Source organism: Microbacterium sp. NPDC064584, assembly GCF_040687315.1.
GTDB classification, from domain to species: Bacteria; Actinomycetota; Actinomycetes; order Actinomycetales; family Microbacteriaceae; genus Microbacterium; species Microbacterium lacus.
In genome coordinates this window covers 17,962-37,964 of record NZ_JBFBMZ010000002.1, presented here as the reverse complement: position 1 = coordinate 37,964, position 20,003 = coordinate 17,962, and the positions used below count along the sequence as shown (strand labels likewise).

Sequence of the window (20,003 nt, the reverse complement as noted above, 5' to 3'; positions counted from 1 at the left end):
GGTTCCTCACGTCGGGGAAGGTCCGGCGGGGTGCCGGGCAAGGTCGGTCAGGGGGCGCTGGGCGCTCAGCGCGGAAGCTCGATCACGCCGGTCTGGACGAGCTGCACCTCGCTGACCTCGCGCCCCATCAGGCGGTGCGCGAGACGGAGGAAGTCGTCCGCAGACTCACCGGTCGCTTCGTACACGTGGTGCGGCATCGCGTCGGGCCCCGCGAGCAGGTCGCGGCTGACGAGCTGGCGGTACACGTCCTTCGCCGTCTCGGTGTCGCTGGAGACGAGCGAGACGTCCGGGCCCATCACGTAGCTGATCGCGCCCTCGAGGAACGGGTAGTGCGTGCAGCCGAGCACGAGCGTGTCCACTCCCGCGTGCCGGAGTGGAGCGAGGTACTCCTCCGCGACGCGCAGGACTTCGGGCGAGTCGGTGACCCCGGCCTCGACGAACTCCACGAACCGCGGGCACGCCTCGGCGAACACCGTGAGCTTCGCGTTCACCTCGAGCATGTCCTGATAAGCACCTGAACCGATCGTGCCGGTCGTGCCGATCACACCGATGCGGCCGTTGCGGGTCGTGGACATCGCGGTGCGCACCGCCGGACCGATGACTTCGACGACCGGCACGTCGTACCGCTCGCGCGCGTCGCGCAGCATGGCGGCCGACGCGGTGTTGCAGGCGATCACGAGCATCTTCACGCCCTCGTCGACCAGAGTGTCGAGCACTTCGAGCGCGTAGCGCCGCACATCGGCGATCGGCTTGGGCCCGTACGGCGAGCGTGCCGTGTCGCCGATGTAGCGCAGCGACTCGCGCGGGAGCTGGGCGGAGATCGCGCGGGCGACGGTCAAGCCGCCCACTCCGGAGTCGAAGATCCCGATCGGCGCGTCATCCACGATCGACCAGCCTACCCGCGGCTTCACTCTCAGTAGGCTGACGCCGTGACCACGAGCACCGCCCTGCACACCGACCGGTACGAGCTCACGATGCTCGAGGCGGCCCTCCGCGACGGCACGGCGCACCGGCGCTGCGTCTTCGAGCTGTTCGGCAGACGCCTCCCTGGCGGCCGCCGCTTCGGTGTCGTCGCGGGCACGGGCAGGCTGCTCTCCCTCATCGACGACTTCCGCTTCGGGGACGACGAACTCCGCTTCCTCCGGGACAACAGGGTCGTGGATGCCGCCACCCTGGCCTTCCTCGCCGACTATCGCTTCCGCGGCTCGATCAACGGCTATCGCGAGGGGGAGCTCTACTTCCCCGGCTCGCCGATCCTGACGGTGGAGGGCACGTTCGCCGAGGCGGTGATCCTGGAGACGCTCGCGCTGAGCGTCCTCAACCATGATTCCGCGGTCGCCACGGCGGCCGCCCGCATGAGCATCGCCGCCGGCGACCGCCCGCTCGCCGAAATGGGGTCGCGGCGCGCCGCCGAGGAGTCGGCGGTCGCGGCCGCTCGCGCCGCCTACATCACCGGCTTCGGCGCGACGAGCAACCTCGAAGCGGGACGGCGCTGGGGCATCCCCACGATGGGCACAGCGGCACACGCGTGGACGCTCCTGCACGACACCGAAGAAGACGCGTTCCGCTCGCAGGTCGAGGCGCTCGGCGTGGGGACGACGCTCCTCGTCGACACGTACGACACCCGACGAGGAGTCGAGCTCGCCGTCCAGGTCGCCGGAACCCGACTCGGCGGTGTCCGCATCGACTCCGGCGACTTGCCGACGGTCGCCGCCGAGGTCCGCGCGCAGCTGGACGCGCTCGGCGCGACGGGGACGAAGATCACCGTGACCAGCGACCTCGACGAGTACGCGATCGCCTCTCTCGCGGCATCCCCCGTCGACGCGTACGGCGTCGGCACCTCGGTCGTGACCGGGTCGGGAACGCCCACCGCCGGGATGGTCTACAAGCTCGTCGCGCGGCAGGACGCCGCGGGCTCGTGGATCGCGGTGGCGAAGGCCTCCACGGACAAGGGGTCCAAGGGCGGACGCAAGGCCGCGTTCCGCACCGTGGCGGACGGCACGGCGACCAGCGAGCTCATCGCGGTCTCGGACGGTTTCGAGCACGTGGACACCGCGTCCGAGCATCCGGATGCACGACCGTTGCAGGTGCCGCTCGTCGAGGCGGGCCGCACGGATGCCCGCTACGTCGGACCGGCCGGCGTCGAGGCCGCCCGCAGCCACCACGCTCGGGTCCGCGAGGAGTTGCCGGTGCGCGCGCTCGCGCTCAGCAAGTCCGATCCGGCGATCCCCACCGTCTACGTCGACGCGCGGGAGTGAGCGCGAGGGTGCGTCAGCCGACGAGCGACTCGTAGATCTCTTTGCAGGTGGGGCAGACCGGGAACTTGTCCGGGTCGCGGCCCGGTGTCCACTTCTTGCCGCACAGAGCCCGCACCGGCTTGCCGGTCAGGGCCGACTCGAGGATCTTCTCCTTCTTCACGTAGTGCGAGAAGCGCTCGTGATCGCCCGGCTCGAGGTTCTCCTCGCGGATGAGCTCTTCGAGTTCGCGGTCGAGCGTCATCGTGCCGCCGGGTTCGTTGCCACCCTGGTCCGGGGCGTCGAGGGGGGTGCTCATGGTCAGCCAGTGTAACGCGGGGCATGACACGGCGGGCGGATGCCGGACCCCGCTAACGCGCTCAGACCGACTCCGCGAACTCCATCAGTCGCCCACCGCGCCGCTCGAAGATCGCCGCACCGATCGCGACGCCGACGGCGAGCACGACGAGCCCGCCGCCGAGCCCGACCCAGAGAGCGGTCGACGAATCCTCGATGTCGGCGGTCAGGGCGAGCCAAGCGAACCACAACGCCGGTGCGCTCAGCACGATCGCGCCGACCATCACGAGCGCCTGGGCGATCGCGCTCGCGGAGCCCGCGCGCGGCGGCTGCTGGAACGGACTGTCGCCCGGCCGTGACGCGGCATAGGGGGCGAGCACCGACGAGATGCTGGACAGGCCGAGTCCGCACAGGAACAGCGAGGCGCAGACCCCGACCATGGCGGGCAGGAGCGCCCACCTGCCGTGCAGCGAGATCGCGACCGGGATCAGGATCGCCAGAAGCGGGATGCCGATCACCAGCACCGGCACGAGCCGGCCGGCCCGGTCGGACACCCCGCGCAAGCCGCTCGCGATGTGCATCCAGACGGCGGTCGAGTCGTACGCGAGGTCGTTGTGCGGCAGCCAGCCGAGGAACAGCGCGATGATCGGCACGGGCACGAGGGCGACGATCTGAGGCGGGACGCCGGCGATCAGCAGCGGCACGGTCGTGATCGCGCCGGCGATCGGGATGATCAGGACGTTGACGACGTAGCGGCGATCGCGCAGCCAGTAGACGAGGCTGCGCGCGGCGACCGCTCCCCCGGGTGTTCCCGGTGCGACTGCGAACCAGCCGAGCCCGCCGCGCTCACGACCGGACAGCGGTCGCTCGGTCCGCGAGAGCATGAGACGGACCAGGAGTGCCCACAGCAGGCCCAGCACCACGAGCGTGCCGAGGGCGACGAGCAGTGAAGCCGTCGCGGATCCGGTCCCCAACTGTGCGACGCGACCGGGATACGCCCACGCCGCGCCGAGCGGAGTCACCGCGAGCGTGGCGACGGCTTCGGCCAGCTGCGTCGGCACCCGTCCTCGCCACTCCAGTGAGGCGAAGAACACGCCGACCGGGACCACGACGACGAGGACGGCCAGCGCGAAGAGGCCCGAGAGTTCGCGCGATCGCCTTTCGCGCAGGAACAGCGCGGTCAGCGCCATGCAGACCCTGGCGAGCAGGACGCAGGTCGCGACGCCCAGGACGACACCGATCACCGCAGCCGGCCACGGCACGCCGTGGGCCGTCCACACGATCGCCGCGCAGACCGAGACCGCCAGAAGCGCGAAAGTGGGGACGCTGAGGAACCCGGCGACGGCGAGCACGGCCGCAAGGCGACCGCTCGGCAGCGCCAGGACGGCGAAGCGGCGGGGGTCAAGCGGATCGGTCGCCCCCGCCACGAGCGGAGCGAGGGCGAAGCCGAGCGTGACGGCCGAGCCGCCGAGGACGATGACCGCGAGCACCACGGGGGTCGCGGCATCCTGCAGCGTGAGAAGTGCCCAGCACGCGACCGCCGTCGCGGCGACCAGCAGGAAGAGCGCCAGCACGGTGCGCCGGACGTGCCCGGCATCGCCGCGCAGCGCGCCGATGAGGAGGGCGAGTCTCAGTCGGAGAACGTGTGCAGCCACTCGAGGCCCTCCACGTCGCTGAGACCGCCGGCCAGCTCTATGAAGCGCTGCTCGAGGGTGAGTTCGCCTCTCACCTCGTCGATCGTCCCTTCGGCGAGCACCTGTCCCGCCACGATCACCGCGACGCGCGAGCACACGCGCTGCACGAGATCCATACCGTGACTCGAGAGGATCACGGTCCCGCCGTGGGCGACGTAGGTCTTGAGGATGTCGAGGATGATCGCGCTGGAGACCGGGTCGACCGATTCGAACGGCTCGTCGAGGACCAGCAGTCGCGGCGAGTGGATGAGCGCACCGGCGAGCATGATCTTCTTCACCATGCCGGCGGAGTAGTCGGACACGACGCGCCCGAGCGATTCCGTGAGGTCGAACGCGCGCGCGAGGTCGGCGGTGCGGCTCTCCACGACGGCGGACGGCAGCCCGCGCAATACGCCGTAGTAGTGCAGCAACTGGCGGCCGGTCAGGCGGTCGAACGTGCGAAGGCGGTCCGGCAGCACGCCCATCTGGCGCTTCGCTCCGACCGGATCGGCAGCGGCATCCACTCCGTTCACGCGGATCGTGCCGCGATCGGCGCGCAGCAGACCCGCGATCATCGACAGGGTCGTGGTCTTCCCCGCACCGTTCGGACCGACCAGGCCGTAGAAGATCCCGGCCGGCACGGTGAGGTCGATGCCGTCCACCGCCCGGGTGTCGCCGAAGACCTTCGTGACGCCTTTGACCACGAGCGCGTCGCCAGCGGTATCGACGGATGCCGCGCCGAGCGCGTTCGGATCGACGACGGCGAGCTCGGCATCCGTCGACTCGTCGCCGGCCTCCTCGATGTCGACGGGGTCGGGGATCAGCTCGGGTTCGGGTTCGACCTCGGGTTCGGGTTCGACCTCGGGTTCCGGCTCGACGTCGGGTTCGACCTCGGGTTCCGGCTCGACGTCGGGTTCGGACTCAGGCTCGACCTCGGCTTCGGGTTCGACCTCGGGTTCGGGCTCGGCTTCGGGCTCGACCTCCGGCTCGGGCTCAGGCTCGAGTTCAACCTCGGGCTCGACCTCGGCTTCCGTCTCAGGCTCAGGTACGAGCACCGGCTGCACGACGGGAAGCGGCGGGCGCGGAGGAATCCGCAGATCCGCGGGCAGGGGCGGCGGCGGACCCGGGTGCGGCGCTGCGGGGGCCTCGCCCCGTCCGCTCGTTTGGAGGCTGTGGATCGCCGCGGGCACGCCACCGTCTTCGCCCGTCGGGTCCTCCGTCGGGGCGTCATCGGGCTGGGGCAGCGAGGCTGGCACCGACCCAACGTATCAAGCGCGTGCCCGCGCTCCCAATGAGTTGACACGGCGCGAAACCACACGCCGGCGACACGCCCCACATCACGAATCGGCAACGGGACCGGTGCATTATGCGCCTTCCCAGGTGACTTCGCTACCATGAAACCGGCACGAGGGAGTGTCGCGTCGGTGAACCGACAGTGAAGACACTCATCCCAGGAGCAGACTTTGACCCTTCAGACCGTGATTCTGGCCGCCGGCATGGGCTCGCGGCTCGGCCGCAGCCTGCCCAAGCCGCTCACTGAGCTCAGCGACGGCCGCAGCATCATGCAGCAGCAGCATGACAACGTCCGCGCGGCGTTCGGGACCGATGCCCGCATCATGACGGTCGTCGGCTACCGCGCCGAGACGATCGTGGAAGCCTTCCCCGAGGTCGACTACGTCTACAACGACCGCTACGACCAGACCAACACCTCGAAGAGTCTCCTGCGGGCCCTCACCAAGAGCGGCAAGGGTGGGGTGCTCTGGATGAACGGCGACGTCGTCTTCGATCCCATGGTCCTCGGCCGGGCGATCGAGCTCATCGAGCGCGACCAGTCCTTCGTGACCGTCAACACCTCGAAGGTGAGCGACGAAGAGGTCAAGTACACCGTGACCGCGGACGGATTCATCGACCAGCTCTCCAAGACGGTGGTCGGCGGCATCGGCGAGGCGGTCGGTATCAACTACATCTCCGCCGCGGACAAGAAGGCGTTCATCCGTCAGCTGTCGCGCGTGGACGACCAGGACTACTTCGAGCGCGGCCTCGAGCTCGCGATCGAGCAGGACGGCATCCGCCTCCAGCCGATGGACATCTCCGACCTGTACGCGGTCGAGGTGGACTTCGCCGAAGACCTGGAGCGCGCGAACCTCTTCGTCTGACCCCGCCTGCGCTCGTGGGCGCGGCGTGTCAAGCCCAGGCTTCATCCAGAGCGCACCCATAAGATCGGGCCGTTATGGCCGACAAGGTGCACCGAATCCACTCCCTCCCCGACGACGCGCCGTGGACGGGAGGGCTTCCGCCCGCCGGGTCGGCGGAGCATCCGATGCTCGTCCGGGTGCTCGACCGGGTCCTCGCGATCCAGCGCCCGGTCGTGCTCGCGCACCTGCGCAGCATCCGTCTGCGTCACCCGACGGCCACGACGGCGGAGATCGTCCGTATCCTCGAGCGGCGATATCTCGCCGCGGTGACGACGGGCGGCGCCGCGGTCGGGGCGACGGCCGTCGTCCCCGGCATCGGCACGGGCGTGACCCTGGCGCTCAGCGGTGTCGAAACCGTCGGCTTCCTCGAGGCGACGACGCTTTTCGCCCAGTCGGTCGCCGAGGTCCACGGCATCCCGGTGGCCGACCCCGACCGCGCTCGTGCCCTCGTGCTCACCATGATGCTGGGCAAGGAGGGCGTCGACCTCGTTGCCCAACTCGCGGGCCAGGCCGCCGGCAAGGGCCCCACTCGCGATCGGTACTGGGGCGAACTGGTCACCAAGACGATCCCCCGCGCCGCGATGGGCCCCCTCGTCGATCGGCTGAAGACGACGTTCGTGCGGTCGTTCGCGGCGCGCGGCGGCGCGTCCTTCGTCGGCAAAGCGCTGCCGTTCGGCATCGGCGCCGCGGTGGGCGGCGCGGGCAACCACATCCTGGGGCGTCGCGTGCTCGTGGGTTCCCGCCGCGCGTTCGGCCTGCCGCCGCTGGATCTGCCGGCTGAGCTGGAGCCGCGCCCCGACACACTGCGCCTCGAGCACGCCGCGACGCGGGGAATCCGCAGGGCGGGCGGCGCGATCGCGGGTGGCTTCACTCGCGCCGGGTCCGCGGTCGGGTCGGCAGGACGCAGCGTCGCGAAGGCGGTCACGCCGCGCGGTCGCGCGGCGATCGAGAATCCTGATGCCGAGCCCGACGTCGACGGTTCCGTCGGCCGGGACACCACCTCGAACTGACGACGCCGCACGCGCGGCAGGATGGATCCATGGGAATCTTCAGTACGCGACCCGAAGAGCCGACGGAGTGGGCCGGCCTCCCCTCCGAGCCGGAACGCGTCCGCAGCGGAGCCGAAGCGCTTCCCGAGCCGATCGACTCGGCGGACTCGCTCGGCCTGCTCGGCACCTCGATCGCATCCGTCGCGATCCCGTTGTCACCGCCCGATCCGACCGGCGCCGACGACGACTCCTCAACCTCCGGCGGCGTTTGAGGCGACGGCCCCGCGCGGGGTGACCCGCACCACTTCCGGGTCGACCGAGGTGACCTCCCGCGTGATCCCCTGCACGCGCTCGAGGCCCTTGCGGGTGAGTCCGCGTTGGATCAGGAGGGTGACGCGGTCGGGACCGTGCGTGATGCGCGCTTCGAAACCGGAACCCAACGCGGTCTCGAGGCGGGATTCGAGCATGCGGTCGCGCTCGGCTTCACGCCGGACCGTCGCGTCGTTGACTGTGCGATCCAGGAAGGCCAGCACCTCCTCGACCGCGAATTCCTGACGATCGGCAGTCAGCACGGAATGTCCGCGACCCTCGAACTCCAGAGAGAGGAAGCGCTCGCCCAGCAGGCGCCGGAGGCTCTCGAAGCGCGTCCCGGTCGTCACGTCCGTCCGGAACCGCAGACCCAGGACCTCGCAGCCGGAATCGGCGACGGCATCCGCATCGGCGGGTGAGAGCCCCAGATCGGCACCGCGCAGAGCCGCCGAACGGGGGAAGCCGATCGCGGCGGGAAGCGACGGCTCGGCGACCACCGGGGCGATGACCGGCGCGTCGGCCATCATCGCCAGACCGAAGCCTCCGGTGAAGCACATGCCGATCACCCCCACACCAGGTCCGCCGACACCCTCGTGAAGGTCCCGGGCCAGCGCGCGCAGCCACCCGGCGATCGGACTCGTCCTCCCCCGGGCGAACACCGAGAACTCTCGCCGCACACAGAACTGCCGGATGTCCCCCGCGATGTTGCGCGCCGAGAACCCGGCGCCGGGATCGCCGAACAGGTGCGGCAGGACGACGGTGAAGCCGGCCGCGACCACCTCCTCGGCCAGACGGAGCAGGCTCGGCTCGATCCCGGGGAACTCGTGGATGATGATGACCCCGCGACCGTCCCCCTTGCGGTAGTACCCGCGGGTCTCCTCGCCCACCGTCAGATACGATCGCTGCCAGCCCTCGAGCTCCTTCATGCGCTCATCGTCGCAGACCGGCCGGCCGCCGCGGCGGATTCCGCGGATCCCCGGTCAGTGGGAGCCGTTCGAGGCACCACGCGAATCGACGTGTTCCACGCGAGGGCATAATCTCGGAACCATGGAAAGTACGCTGGCGTGCCTGGCGGCGTGGATGCCGCGGCAGCGATGGTACGCCGCGAAGGGTCGTCCGCCCGCTCTGCGGCTCGTCGCGTGGTGGGACGCCCCCGCAGTTGCGGGCGCGGAGTCCGACGTCGGGGCGACGTTCGAGGCACGGGTGCGCACGTTCCTGGTCGCGGACGACGGCTCCCAGCCGTCCGTGCTGTATCAGGTCCCGGTCGTCGCGCGCGCCACCGCCGGCGTCGACGCGTCCGCCGACCACATCATCGGAAGCCCGGAACCCGGCACCACCTACATCGACGGCCCATTCGATCCTGCGTACAGTCGCGCGCTGCTGGAGATGGTGACCCGCGGCGGCGCGGGCGAGGGGCCGGATGCCGTCGCGGTCGGACAGCCGATTCGCACCGTTGCGCCCGATGGCGTCGCGCGGACCGCAGCGGTGCTCTCCGGCGAGCAGTCCAACACCTCGATCATCTACCGCGGCGACGGGGCGATGCCGATCATCTGCAAGGTCTTCCGGCAGCTGCACGCCGGGCTGAACCCCGACATCGAGCTGCAGAGCGCACTCGCCGACGCCGGGTCCACGCATGTGCCACGGGCCGTCGGGTCCGTCGACGGCACGTGGCCGGGCCCCGGGGGCACTCCGGTGTCGGGGTCACTGGCGTTCGCGCAGGAGTTCCTTCCGGGGGTCGAGGATGCGTGGCGCGTGGCACTGCACGCCGCGGCGCGCGGCGAGGACTTCCGCGATCGGGCGCGCGCGCTCGGCGCGGCGACCGCGGACGTGCACCTGTCTCTCGCGGAGCTCTTCCCCATCCGCCCGTGCGCACCGTCGGACCGTGCTGCGACCACGGCGACCTGGCATCGCCGACTCGGGATCGCGATCTCGGAGGTGCCCGCCATCGCCGATCGCCGCGCGGCGATCGAGACCGTCTACGCACGAGCGACGGAGGCCGCCTGGCCGCCGCTGCAGCGGATCCACGGCGACTACCACCTCGGGCAGGTGCTGCAGGACCCTCACCGCGGCTGGGTGCTGCTGGATTTCGAGGGTGAGCCGCTGCGGCCCATGGCCGAGCGCATCCAGCCCGATCTCGCCTTGCGCGACGTCGCCGGGATGCTGCGGTCGTTCGACTACGTCGCCGGCTCCATCCGTCTGGATCGCCCCGATCGCGGCGAGGCTGTGCGCGATTGGGCGCAGAGATCCCGCGCCGCCTTCGTGGAGGGCTACGCCGCGACATCCGGTGAGACGGGTGACGAGGACAGCCCGCTGCTGGCCGCGCTCGAACTCGACAAGGCGGTCTACGAGGCCATCTACGAGGCGCGCAACCGTCCCACCTGGGTCACGATCCCCCTTCGGGCCATCGCGCGCCTGGTCGACGGACCCGCCCGCGTCGGCTGAGCCGTCTCAGTCGTCGAGCTCCGCTTCGTCGTTGTCGAGCTCGTCGTCGCCCTCGTCCTCACGCGCGAGCGTCCGCGCGTGCCAGTGGTCCCATTCGTCCATCAGCCGGTCGACAGCGGCGTGGAACCGGGCGGTCGCCGCGCCGGGCGTCGTGTCGCCGAAATAGTGCCGCACCCACTGCTCGAGGCGTGCCACCGCGGCGTCATCGCCGAGCACCCGGTCGGTCTCGGCGACGATGCGGCCGGCATCCGCGCTGTCGAGCCACTCGCACGCCGAGAGGTAGCCGTTCGTGTCGATCAGCGCCTCGGGGTCGGCCGGACGCGTGATGATGAGCGGGCGGTCGGCTGCCAGCCGGTCGTACACCATCGCCGAGATGTCCACGATCGCGACATCCGCGGCGGCGAGCTGCCAGCCGAGTTCCGGTCCGTCGTCGAACACATGAGCGGATGCCGGATCTGCGGCGTTCGCCGCGTGCAGGGCGGCGATGATCCGGCGGTTCGCGTCGCCGTACGCGGGATCGACGACGCCGGAACGCGGATGCGGCCGGTAGATGACCCGGTGTCGCCCGGTCGCGAGGAGCGCGTGGACCAGCGCTTCACCGTGCGAGCGGATCGACCCGTAGTGCGCGGACGGGCGGTCACCCTCCCATGTCGGCGCGTACAGCACGACCGTCCGCTCGTCGGGCGTGTACGGGAGCGCCCCTGAGTAATGGTCGGCCTGCGGGCGCCCGATCTGGATCGCGCGGCGATCGAGGTCGTAGTCCCACAGCACGCGCTCCAGACGCTCTCGCGCGGCTTCACCGGCGATGAACGCGTAGTCGTACGCCTTGTATTGGTTCGTCGTCATGTACATCTTGTCCGACTCGCCGTGGTTGATGAAGACGTGCCACCGGCGCCCGTAGCGGAACATCTGGAAATTACGGGTGTTCTGATTCACGTACAGGACGACCCGGATGTCCTGATCGGCGATGAAGCGCTCCACGTCGCGCACCGTGGGGACGAACGCGACCGGCGGTGCGTCCTCGGAGAGCAGAGCGCGCGCTCCCGTCGCGGACCTGCTGAGCACGACGACGGGCCACGTACGCGCCAGTTCGGCCAGGGGCTTGTACCACTGACGCATCTGGTACATGTTCACGGCGCCGTCGGCGAAGTAGACGGCCACGCGATAGTGGTGGGAGGGGTGCGCGGGCAGGTGCGAGAGGGTTCGACGCACTTCGCGCACAGCGCTCCGACTGTCGACGGCCTTCCGCAGGAGCGCGGTGGCCTTCTTCGCATCCGAGACGATTCCCACCGATCCAGGATACCGAGCCGTGCTGGGCGCACCCGGGGGCCCGGTGCGGGCGTGGCATGATCGACGGGTGCATGTCGACCAGCCGGGGCGCAAGGATGCGCCCGTGGTGGGCGCCGGCGCCGGGGTGAGCTTCGTGATGCCGGTGCTCAACGAGAGGGCGTATCTGGAGCGCGCGGTCGAGACCGTGCTCGCTCAGGAGGTCGACGGGCCGGTCGAGCTGATCCTCGCTCTCGGACCGTCCACCGACGGGACGACGGAACTCGCCCGAGAGCTCGCGCGCCGCCATGATCAGGGACATGAGGTCGTTCTCGTGGACAATCCGCAGGCCGACATCCCGATCGGGCTGAACCGTGCGATCCGCGCGGCCCGCTACCCGACGATCGTCCGCGTGGACGCCCACTCCGAACTCGAGCCCGGCTATGCGACGCGCGCCCTCGCCACCCTCTCCCGCGTGCGCGCGGCGAACGTGGGCGGCGTGATGCGCGCAGACGGGCGCAGCCCCTTCCAGCGCGCGGTCGCCCGCGCGTACAATTCCCCGATCGGACTCGGCGGCGGGGCGTATCACGGGGGCACGCAGGAGGGCGAAGCCGAGAGCGCCTACCTCGGCGTCATGCGGCGCGACGTGCTCGAGGAAGTCGGCATGTTCGATGAAAGCATCCGCCGCGGCGAGGACTGGGAGCTGAATCTGCGCATCCGGCGGGCCGGCTATCGGGTGTGGTTCGACCCCGCGCTGGCGGTGACGTACTGGCCGCGGGAGAGTTGGGCGCGGCTCGCCCGCCAGTTCTCCGCGACCGGACGCTGGCGCGGAGAGCTCGTGCGACGCTACGGCCGCGGCAACTCGGTGCGCTTCTTCGCGCCACCGGCACTCGTGGTCGTCCTCGTGCTCGCGGCCGTCGTGGGGGTGCTGCAGGTCTCCGGCATCCTCACCGGCTTGTGGTCGACGCTGGCCGCCCTGGTCTATCTCCCGGTGATCGCATACGTCCTGCTCGTGGTCGTCGTCGCGATCGGTCCCGGCGGGGGCACGGGCTGGCGCGACAAGCTCTGGACGCTCGCGGTGCTGCCCACGATGCACCTGTCGTGGGGTGCGGGGTTCCTCGGCGGTCTGATCCGCGGCGCGCACGACACTGTGGACACGTCGCGGCTGGGCGACCGCAACACCCCTCTGCCCTGACTCAGTCCCGCTCGATCAGGCGCTGATCGAGGATGCGACCGACGACCCGCTCGGCGGCATGGCCGTCGTCGCGGGAGTTGAACTTCGCGCGCCACTGCGCGTAGCGGTCGGCGAAAGCGGTCGGATCCCCGTCCCGGACCGCAGCGATGAGCTCCGCCTCGGTGCGGACGACCGGACCCGGCGCGTGCGCCGTCAGGTCGAAGTAGAACCCCCGCAGCTGGCCCCGGTAGTGCTCGATGTCGGGCACGAGGAAGTACATGGGTTTTCCGGTCACGCTGAAATCGAACATGACCGACGAATAGTCGGTGATGAGCGCGTCGGCGACCAGGAGCAGCCGCGACGTGTCCGGGAAGCCGGTGACGTCCACGACACGCGGGCCCTCGGCATCCCGCCCGGGCTGCAGCGTGCGGGAGTGACCCCGGACGAGCACCACCGCGTCGGTCGCCTTCGCCAGCGCGGCGGGGTCAACGAAATCGACCATCTCCGCGCGGTCGTCGCGCCAGGTCGGCGCATACAGGAGCACGCGCTCGCCGGCGTCGATGCCCAGCGCCTCCCGTGTGGCGGCGCCGTCGCCGGTCGTCAGGATGTCGTTGCGCGGATACCCCTCCACCCAGACCGGGCGGGTCACGAACGCGTAGGCCTTGCCGAGGATGCGGGCTGCGTAGGGATTCTGGGCGAGAAGCACGTTCCAGCGCCGCGACTCCTTGATCACCGCCGCCATCCGTCGCGGGTCGAAACCGGGGCGATGGAGCGCGAGACGCTTGAGCGGAGTCCCATGCCACGTCTGGATCACGACTTGCCCGGGCCGCCGGGAGAACGTGCGGCGCAACCAGTCGTTCACGACGAGCAGACGCGCCGAGCCGCGGGCGCGCCACCACTCCGGTGAGCCGTCCACCACCGGGATCGCCCCGTCGGGAACCTGCACCGAGAGGTCCACGACGCTCCAGTACCGGGTGACTCCCGGGGCACGATGGGCGAGTTCACGATCGATCGCGAGCGGATTGCAGCTGGCGTTGCGCCCGTAGAAGCTCTCGAAGAACACCGCGTTCTCCAAAGCCGCCGGCCGCGTGGCGTAGCGGCGATCGAGGGCGGCCTGCCCCTCGCCGGAGTCGTAGGCCGGGTCGATCGGCGGGCCGACGGTGAGCGCGTCCCCCGTGAGCGCCGCGCGCAGCGTCCCGAGCTGCGTCAGCGGAACACCCTCCGGGGGATCGATGACGGAGCCGTCCGCTCCGACGATGCGCAGCGTGTACGTGCCGGACGGCAGCGGAAGCTCGGCACCGCCCCAGCGTGAGGCCTGCAACGGCAGCACGGCGCGCCAGGTCTTGCCGCGGCCGGTCAGGGTGCCGCTCACCCGTGCCCGCGGGCCGACGAGCTCTGCGGTCGCCGGACGTGGTCCCTGTCCGGAGATGATCAGCGAGACACCGTCGTCGGAGGCGAAACGGGCGTCGGTCATCGAGGTCCTTCCGTCGGACGGGTGGGCCGCTCGCCCGTCCCCGCCAGGATCGCACGGTACACCCTCCGGGTGTTCTGCCCGTCCCGGAACGCGTGCACGCGGGCGCTCGTCCGCGCTGCGGCCGCGATCCTCCGGGCACGCTCCGCGTCGTCCGAGAGCACGGCATCCAGCTGGGCGGCGGCACCCGTCCACTCGGTCGCCCAGTCCGCGCCGGCGACATCGGCGTACGAGCCGTAGAAGCCCCGGGTGCGGGCGTACTCGTCCGCATCCGGGGCGAGGAAGACGATGGGAACCGGGACGAGCGCGGAATCGAACACGAGCGAGGAGTAATCGGTGACGAGGACGTCGAGGGCCGGGAGGACCGGCGTGACGTCAGGCAGCACGTCACTGCCGAGATGCCGCACTCGTTCGGTGGCGAACGGCGGTGTGTACTCGCCCGCTCCGAGGGGGTGCGACCGGACGAGGAGGACGGCTCGACGCCGGGTCAGCACGTCCACGATCGCCTGCCACTCCGCCGCCGAGGGGACGGCCGGATCCGGCGCACCGTCGCGCCACGTCGGGGCGTACAGCACGAGCCGGTCGCCGGCATCGAAGGATCCGGCTGCGGCCCCGATCGCGGCCCGGGCGAGGGATCGACGCTCCTCCGGCGTCCCCTGCGAGAGCACGTCGACGCGGGGTTCGCCGGTCACCGGCACCCGCGCATCCGGCAGCGAGAACGCGGACTCCAGGCGCCCGCGGACCGCGTGCGATGCCGCCGGCAACAGGCGGATCCGCCGGGTCGCGGAGCGGTACATGAATGCCAGCAGCGCACGGACGGGCGCCCAGCCGGGGAGGACGCCGCTGCGGACGGTCTCCGGCGAGTCCAACCCGATGCGCTTGAGCGGGATGCCGTGCCACAGCTGCACGATGAACGCCCCGGAGACCGCGTAGCGGTTCACGTCGCCGAAGCCGTGGGTGACCACGACGACCCGCGCGCGAGCGGTGAGCCAGAAGCCCCGCAGCGAGCGCTTGCGCGCGTGTGGGATGCCCTGCGCCGCAGCCTCCCGCGACTCGCGGTCCGAATCGACGAGCCAGACGGCCGGCACACCGTCGGCGGCCGCGACCTGCCAGAGTGCGAGCGCGCCGTCAGCGATGCCGACCGCGCAGCCGAAGACCCAGCCGTCCGCCGAACGCGGGATGAGCGCCGTGACCAGGCGACCGAGCGCGTACAGGGGGATGCTCGCGAGCTTCTGCGCGTTCCCCGCGCCGAACGAGAAGGACGCCACCCCGCGACTCTATCGCGGGGTGGCGTCCGTATCGGCGGACGAGCGCCGGCTACTGGAGCTGGCCGAGCGTGGCGTCCAGCGTCACGGTCTTGCCGTCTCTGACGATCGTGACCGTGGCGTCGGATCCTGCCGCCGCCGCACGCACCTGCGCCGTCAGATCCGTCGCGTCGGTGACCGGGACACCGTTGAAGGCCGTGACGACATCGCCGACCTGCAGGCCCGCGGCCGCAGCCGCTCCCCCGTCGACGACCTCGGCGATGTACGCGCCCGTCGTGGTCGAGTCCTCGACCGTCGCCGCGTCGCGCACGCTTGCACCGAGGAGGCCGTGCGTGGCCGCACCCGTCTCGATGATCTCGTCCGTCACGCGCTGCACGATGTTCGAGGGGATCGAGAATCCGACGCCGATGGAACCGGACTCCCCGCTGGAGCCTCCCGCGGTCGCGATCGCGACGTTGATGCCGATGAGCTTGCCGTCCTCATCGACGAGTGCGCCGCCGGAGTTGCCCGGGTTGATGGCCGCGTCGGTCTGGATCACCGCGATCGAGATGGACTCGGTGGGCGTCGACGCCTGATTGCCGTCGCCGAAGTCGAACTGGAAGGGGCTCTGACCCTGCTGCCCCTCACCCTCCGGAGTCTGGTCATCCTGCTGCGTGCCCGAGTCGGGCGCCGCGGAGGACGCGATCTGGATCGAGCGGTTCAGCGCGCTCACGATGCCGGTGGTGACGGTGTTCGACAGCCCGAGCGGAGCGCCGATCGCGATCGTCTGGTCGCCGACGTTGAGGGCCGAAGAGTCGGCGAACTCCACCGGAGTGAGATCCTCGGCATCCGTCAGTTTGATCACGGCGAGGTCGTACGTCGGGTCCGTGCCGACGACCTCGGCGTCGTAGACGCGGCCGTCCGAGGTCGTGACCCGGATCGTGGCGTCGGCGGTCTGCCCGTCCAGCGTCACGACGTGGGTGTTCGTGACCACGTACCCGTCGCTGGTCAGCACGACACCCGAGCCCGTCCCGGCACCGTTCGTGCCCGTTGCCTGGATCGTGACGACGCTCGGCAGGACCTTCCCCGCGATCGCGGTGGTCTGGTTGACCGAGTCGGTGTTGTTCACCGTGACGGTGGCGGGCCCCGCCGCGGGACTCGTCCCGGCGGGTGTGAAGAGGTTCACGCCGGCGTAGGCACCGCCGAGACCCGCCGCGCCGCCGACGATCGCGGCGGCGACGATGAGCCCGACGACCTTTCCGGCGCCGGATTTCTTCTTCGGCTCTGCGGAGGGCGACGTCGGAACGGCGCCCGTCGCGCGCGGGTCGAACGGGATGGTCGGCTGGGTCTGGTTCGCGCCCGCGCCGAAGGACGACGCATACGCGGGTGCGGCGGCGGGCTGCCCCGCGTATTGCTGAGGGCGGGGCGCGCCGTACTGCTGCTGCGGGTAGGCGGGATAAGCGCCCTGACGCGGAGGCTGGGGAGCCTGCCACGCCGGCGTCACGGATGACGCGGGAGCCTGAGGGGCGGGCGGCTGGGGCGGGATCGCCGCGGCGGCAGGCTCGGTCTGCGCGGGCGACTCCGTCGCTGCACGGGGTTCCGTCGCGTCCGACGGCGCGTCCGACAGCGGCGTCGCCGTCTCTGGGGTCTCCGCCCGGTGCTCGTTCTCGGGGGTGGTCTCTTCGGGGCGATCGCCCGGGTTCTGGCTCATGGTGTGCTCCTTCTGCCGACGATGACCACTCTGGAGTCGCTGTCTGTGCGTTTCTTATGTCGGGGATGGGGGCCGTCTATGCGAGTAGCGTGAGCGTGATGCGAGTTCTTCCCGGAGCATGGCGCCGTGCCGCCGCAGGGGCGGGCCTGGTCGACGCCGACGGCGCGACCCGTCCCACCATCTTCGCCGAGATGTCGGCCCTCGCGGCGCGGACAGGAGCGATCAACCTCGGCCAGGGCTTTCCGGACGAGGACGGCCCGGCCGAAGTCCTGGAGGCGGCGCGCTCGGCGATCTCGAGCGGGCGCAACCAATACCCGCCGGGGCGCGGCGTGCCCGAGCTGCTCGAGGCGATCGCCGAGCACCAGCAGCGCTTCTACGGCGTCCGGTTGGATCCTGCCCGCGAGATCCTCGTGACGGCCGGAGCCACCGAGGCGCTCGCTGCAGCCCTCCTGGCGCTGATCGACGGCCCGGAGGACGAGGTGGTCGTCTTCGAGCCGTACTACGACTCCTACGCGGCGATCATCGCGCTGACGGGTGCGCGCCTCGTGCCCGTGCCGCTGCGCTGGCCGGACTTCCAGCCCGATCTGCAGGAACTCGCCGCGGCGGTGACGGACCGCACGCGCGCGATCCTCGTGAACGACCCGCACAATCCGACCGGCACGATGTTCACCCGCGAGCTCCGCGATGAAGTGGTCAGACTGGCTGACCGACACGACGCCGTCATCATCACGGACGAGGTGTACGAGCACCTCGCGTTCGGACGGACGCACGAACCGATCTCGACTCTGCCGGGCGCGGCGGCGCGGACGCTGACGATCTCCTCCGGCGGCAAGACCTTCTCCGCGACGGGGTGGAAGATCGGCTGGATCAGCGGTCCCGCCGAGCTCGTCGACGCCGTGCTCGCGGTGAAGCAGTACTTGACGTATGTGAACGGCGGACCTTTCCAGCCGGCGATCGCCGCCGGCCTCCGCCTGCCCGACGAGTTCTTCCAGGCGCTGTCGGAGCAGATGCGCTCGAAGAGCGCGCTCCTCGGCGAGGGGTTGCGATCTGCCGGCCTGGAGGTGTCGCGGCCGTCCGGCTCCTACTTCACCGTCGCGGATGCCGCTCCCCTGGGCGTCACGGACGCTGCGGCGTTCTGCCGCGAGCTGCCGGCCCGCGCCGGGATCGTGGCGATTCCTCTGACGGCGTTCGCGACGACGCGGAACCGCGATCGCTACGCGACGCTCGTGAGGTTCGCGGCGTGCAAGCGCGTGTCGGTGCTGGATGAGGCGGCATCCCGTCTGGCGCGCATGACGGGCTGAGGGCGCTCAGTCGACCGGCGTCACCGACATCCGACGAAGGCGCAGAGCCGGGTTCACGCGCCGTACCCGCTCGATCAACGCGGGGTCCACGTGCGCGACGACGATGTCCGTCGTCGTCCCGATTGCGGCGATCTCGACGCCTTGCGGGTCGACCACCATCGAGTTGCCGACACCGAGTGGCGGCGGGTGGTCCGCGGCGATCACGTACGCGGTGTTCTCGATCGCGCGCGCGTGCAGCAGGGTGCGCCAGTGGTGCTCCTTGAGCGGGCCCCGAACCCACTCGGCGGGGATGGCGAACACGTCGGCGCCGGCATCGGCGAGTGTGCGGGCCACCTCCGGGAAGCGCACGTCGTAGCAGGTCATGAGCCCGAAGCGGACACCGTCGACCACGAACGTCTCCGGAGGTTCCAGGCGTCCGGGCTCGACCCAGTCCGACTCGCGCTGACCGAAGGCGTCGTACAGATGCAGCTTGCGGTAGCGCGCCACGACGCCGCTGCGATCCACCGCGACGACGGTGTTGCGCACCCGTCGTCCGTCTTCCGCCTGTTCCAGCAGGCCCGCGACGATCACGATCCCGTGCGCACCCGCCAGCTCGGTGAGTGCGGCGACGAAGGGGCCGGTGAGTGTCTCGGCGTTGCGGACCAGCGAGTCGTCGAAAGGGTCGACGAAATAGCTGGAGTACTCGGGGAGCACCACCAGCCGCGCGTCGCGCGCCGCGCCGATGCGGACCAGGTCTGCGATCGCGGCGAGGTTGACGGCCTTGTCGGCGACGGGGGCGAATTGGGCCGCCGCGATCGCCAGCGGCTGCCCGGGGGCGGAATCGCTCACGAGCGGACCTCCGTTCGAGCCCTGATGCGCAGGATGAGAGGCGCCGCGACCCAGAGGATCACGATCACGAGGGCGAGCATGACGGCCGCCAGCACACCGGCGTCGACGTCGACGACCACATCGAAGAGGAAACCGACGACGCCGATCAACAGCACCGACACCGTGATCAGCGCAGTCACCAGGGCCGTGTGCCCGTACGCGACGACGTGCTGCTTGGCGCGCTGTCGGAAGAGCATGCGATGGAGGGCGACCGGCGCGAGCGCGATGATCGAGCTGAGCGCGGAGAGGACGACGAGCGTGAGGTACACCCCGCGTTGGCGGGCATCCAGCTCGGCGAACGCGGGCTGGAAGGCCAGAGCAAGCAGGAAGCCGGTCAGGATCTGCGTTCCCGTCTGCATGACACGCAGCTCCTGCAGGACTTCGCTCCAGTTGCGATCGGCGCGCTCCGCAGGAGACTCGTCCCGGCCGTCCACGAGGTCGTCGTGGCGATCGGTGTCGCGCTCGGCAGGCATGTGTTCATCCTGACCGGTCGCCGGTGCCCCCGGCAACCGGCGCCGCGATGTGACGACTCCCCGGATCCGTGCTAGGCTTTCCTCTTGTGCCGCGGGGTGGAGCAGCTCGGTAGCTCGCTGGGCTCATAACCCAGAGGTCGCAGGTTCAAATCCTGTCCCCGCAACGAAAACGAAGAAGGCGTCCCCGCCGGGGGGCGCCTTCTTCGTCGTCTGCGGCGCGGCGCGGAGAACGCCGATCCGTGGCATCGTGGAGGGACGTGACGGTACGCACGAGGGCGTGCGGACACCGCCGGAGGCGGCGAGCGCTCCTCGCCGGGGGTCGTGTGGACACTCCCCGCGACGCCCTTGTATCATCGG

The 20,003-nt window shown here is 70.7% G+C and carries 18 protein-coding genes and 1 tRNA gene; 8 read left to right on the top strand and 11 right to left on the bottom strand.

All coding sequences use genetic code 11. The features are described from left to right. Nucleotides 1–65: 65 nt before the first annotated feature. Nucleotides 66–884, bottom strand: a complete 819-nt coding sequence (gene murI / locus AB0P18_RS04575; protein WP_344054255.1) for a glutamate racemase — start codon at nt 882–884, stop codon at nt 66–68. 45 nt (nt 885–929) lie between these two features. On the opposite strand from murI, the gene AB0P18_RS04570 reads away from it, so the two are divergent. Then, nucleotides 930–2,258, top strand: coding sequence for a nicotinate phosphoribosyltransferase (locus tag AB0P18_RS04570; RefSeq protein WP_363359135.1), 1,329 nt, complete (start codon nt 930–932; stop codon nt 2,256–2,258). 13 nt (nt 2,259–2,271) lie between these two features. Here AB0P18_RS04570 and AB0P18_RS04565 read toward each other — a convergent pair whose 3' ends face one another. From AB0P18_RS04565 to AB0P18_RS04555, 3 genes are all read right to left on the bottom strand, one after another. Then, nucleotides 2,272–2,553 carry a DUF3039 domain-containing protein gene (locus tag AB0P18_RS04565; protein ID WP_344054259.1) on the bottom strand — a complete coding sequence of 94 codons (282 nt, stop codon included), beginning with the start codon at nt 2,551–2,553 and terminating at the stop codon, nt 2,272–2,274. A 61-nt stretch (nt 2,554–2,614) separates the two neighbouring features. Continuing rightward, entirely contained in the window at nt 2,615–4,186 is a 1,572-nt protein-coding gene (locus tag AB0P18_RS04560) for a hypothetical protein (RefSeq protein WP_363359134.1), read from the bottom strand. Next, a complete protein-coding gene (locus AB0P18_RS04555; protein ID WP_363359133.1) occupies nt 4,162–5,460 on the bottom strand; it encodes an ABC transporter ATP-binding protein in 1,299 nt (432 codons plus the stop codon). The genes AB0P18_RS04560 and AB0P18_RS04555 overlap by 25 nt, the downstream gene beginning before the upstream one ends. Before the next feature lie 207 nt (nt 5,461–5,667). Here AB0P18_RS04555 and AB0P18_RS04550 point away from each other — a divergent pair, with 207 nt between their 5' ends. From AB0P18_RS04550 to AB0P18_RS04540, 3 genes are all read left to right on the top strand, one after another. Then, on the top strand, nt 5,668–6,360 hold the full coding sequence (locus AB0P18_RS04550; RefSeq protein WP_344054272.1) for a phosphocholine cytidylyltransferase family protein: 693 nt from the start codon (nt 5,668–5,670) through the stop codon (nt 6,358–6,360). 74 nt (nt 6,361–6,434) lie between these two features. Then, a complete protein-coding gene (locus AB0P18_RS04545) occupies nt 6,435–7,409 on the top strand; it encodes a hypothetical protein (RefSeq protein WP_344054275.1) in 975 nt (324 codons plus the stop codon). A gap of 29 nt (nt 7,410–7,438) precedes the next feature. Beyond that, nucleotides 7,439–7,660: a hypothetical protein gene (locus AB0P18_RS04540; RefSeq protein ID WP_363359132.1), complete on the top strand. Its 222-nt coding sequence runs from the start codon at nt 7,439–7,441 to the stop codon at nt 7,658–7,660. On the opposite strand, the gene AB0P18_RS04535 is transcribed toward AB0P18_RS04540, so the two are convergent. Beyond that, nucleotides 7,640–8,623, bottom strand: a complete 984-nt coding sequence (locus AB0P18_RS04535; protein WP_363359131.1) for a dienelactone hydrolase family protein — start codon at nt 8,621–8,623, stop codon at nt 7,640–7,642. The genes AB0P18_RS04540 and AB0P18_RS04535 overlap by 21 nt on opposite strands. Before the next feature lie 121 nt (nt 8,624–8,744). On the opposite strand from AB0P18_RS04535, the gene AB0P18_RS04530 reads away from it, so the two are divergent. Next, nucleotides 8,745–10,139, top strand: coding sequence for an aminoglycoside phosphotransferase (locus AB0P18_RS04530; RefSeq protein WP_363359130.1), 1,395 nt, complete (start codon nt 8,745–8,747; stop codon nt 10,137–10,139). 6 nt (nt 10,140–10,145) lie between these two features. On the opposite strand, the gene AB0P18_RS04525 is transcribed toward AB0P18_RS04530, so the two are convergent. Next, complete coding sequence (locus AB0P18_RS04525) at nt 10,146–11,429, bottom strand: CDP-glycerol glycerophosphotransferase family protein (RefSeq protein WP_363359129.1); 1,284 nt, start codon at nt 11,427–11,429, stop codon at nt 10,146–10,148. A 67-nt stretch (nt 11,430–11,496) separates the two neighbouring features. On the opposite strand from AB0P18_RS04525, the gene AB0P18_RS04520 reads away from it, so the two are divergent. Beyond that, nucleotides 11,497–12,600, top strand: coding sequence for a glycosyltransferase (locus tag AB0P18_RS04520; RefSeq protein WP_363359128.1), 1,104 nt, complete (start codon nt 11,497–11,499; stop codon nt 12,598–12,600). Between the two features lies 1 nt (nt 12,601). Here AB0P18_RS04520 and AB0P18_RS04515 read toward each other — a convergent pair whose 3' ends face one another. Genes AB0P18_RS04515 through AB0P18_RS04505 form a run of 3 tightly spaced genes read right to left on the bottom strand, consistent with a single transcriptional unit; the run spans nt 12,602 to nt 17,005 of the window. Beyond that, nucleotides 12,602–14,053 (bottom strand): CDP-glycerol glycerophosphotransferase family protein, encoded by a 1,452-nt coding sequence (locus AB0P18_RS04515; protein WP_363359127.1) that lies wholly within the window; start codon nt 14,051–14,053, stop codon nt 12,602–12,604. Then, nucleotides 14,050–15,318, bottom strand: a complete 1,269-nt coding sequence (locus AB0P18_RS04510) for a CDP-glycerol glycerophosphotransferase family protein (protein WP_363359126.1) — start codon at nt 15,316–15,318, stop codon at nt 14,050–14,052. The genes AB0P18_RS04515 and AB0P18_RS04510 overlap by 4 nt, the downstream gene beginning before the upstream one ends. Before the next feature lie 49 nt (nt 15,319–15,367). Beyond that, complete coding sequence (locus tag AB0P18_RS04505) at nt 15,368–17,005, bottom strand: trypsin-like peptidase domain-containing protein (protein WP_363359125.1); 1,638 nt, start codon at nt 17,003–17,005, stop codon at nt 15,368–15,370. A 98-nt stretch (nt 17,006–17,103) separates the two neighbouring features. On the opposite strand from AB0P18_RS04505, the gene AB0P18_RS04500 reads away from it, so the two are divergent. Beyond that, nucleotides 17,104–18,306 (top strand): aminotransferase class I/II-fold pyridoxal phosphate-dependent enzyme, encoded by a 1,203-nt coding sequence (locus tag AB0P18_RS04500; RefSeq protein ID WP_363359124.1) that lies wholly within the window; start codon nt 17,104–17,106, stop codon nt 18,304–18,306. 6 nt (nt 18,307–18,312) lie between these two features. Here the strand turns inward: AB0P18_RS04500 and AB0P18_RS04495 are convergent, their stop codons facing one another. Then, a complete protein-coding gene (locus AB0P18_RS04495) occupies nt 18,313–19,134 on the bottom strand; it encodes a carbon-nitrogen hydrolase family protein (protein WP_363359123.1) in 822 nt (273 codons plus the stop codon). Further along, nucleotides 19,131–19,646, bottom strand: a complete 516-nt coding sequence (locus tag AB0P18_RS04490) for a DUF6328 family protein (protein WP_363359122.1) — start codon at nt 19,644–19,646, stop codon at nt 19,131–19,133. Before AB0P18_RS04490 ends, AB0P18_RS04495 begins: the two co-directional genes overlap by 4 nt. A gap of 90 nt (nt 19,647–19,736) precedes the next feature. Between AB0P18_RS04490 and AB0P18_RS04485 the strand changes: the two genes are divergently transcribed. Beyond that, nucleotides 19,737–19,810, top strand: a tRNA-Met gene (locus tag AB0P18_RS04485). Nucleotides 19,811–20,003: the final 193 nt, after the last annotated feature.

Bases quoted from the DNA above. Each gene is read 5' to 3' on its own strand.
- AB0P18_RS04565 (WP_344054259.1), bottom strand. From the start codon at position 2,553: ATGAGCACCCCCCTCGACGCCCCGGACCAGGGTGGCAACGAACCCGGC.
- AB0P18_RS04545 (WP_344054275.1), top strand. From the start codon at position 6,435: ATGGCCGACAAGGTGCACCGAATCCACTCCCTCCCCGACGACGCGCCG.
- AB0P18_RS04540 (WP_363359132.1), top strand. From the start codon at position 7,439: ATGGGAATCTTCAGTACGCGACCCGAAGAGCCGACGGAGTGGGCCGGC.
- AB0P18_RS04535 (WP_363359131.1), bottom strand. From the start codon at position 8,623: ATGAAGGAGCTCGAGGGCTGGCAGCGATCGTATCTGACGGTGGGCGAG.
- AB0P18_RS04530 (WP_363359130.1), top strand. From the start codon at position 8,745: ATGGAAAGTACGCTGGCGTGCCTGGCGGCGTGGATGCCGCGGCAGCGA.
- AB0P18_RS04515 (WP_363359127.1), bottom strand. From the start codon at position 14,053: ATGACCGACGCCCGTTTCGCCTCCGACGACGGTGTCTCGCTGATCATC.
- AB0P18_RS04505 (WP_363359125.1), bottom strand. From the start codon at position 17,005: ATGAGCCAGAACCCGGGCGATCGCCCCGAAGAGACCACCCCCGAGAAC.
- AB0P18_RS04500 (WP_363359124.1), top strand. From the start codon at position 17,104: ATGCGAGTTCTTCCCGGAGCATGGCGCCGTGCCGCCGCAGGGGCGGGC.
- AB0P18_RS04490 (WP_363359122.1), bottom strand. From the start codon at position 19,646: ATGCCTGCCGAGCGCGACACCGATCGCCACGACGACCTCGTGGACGGC.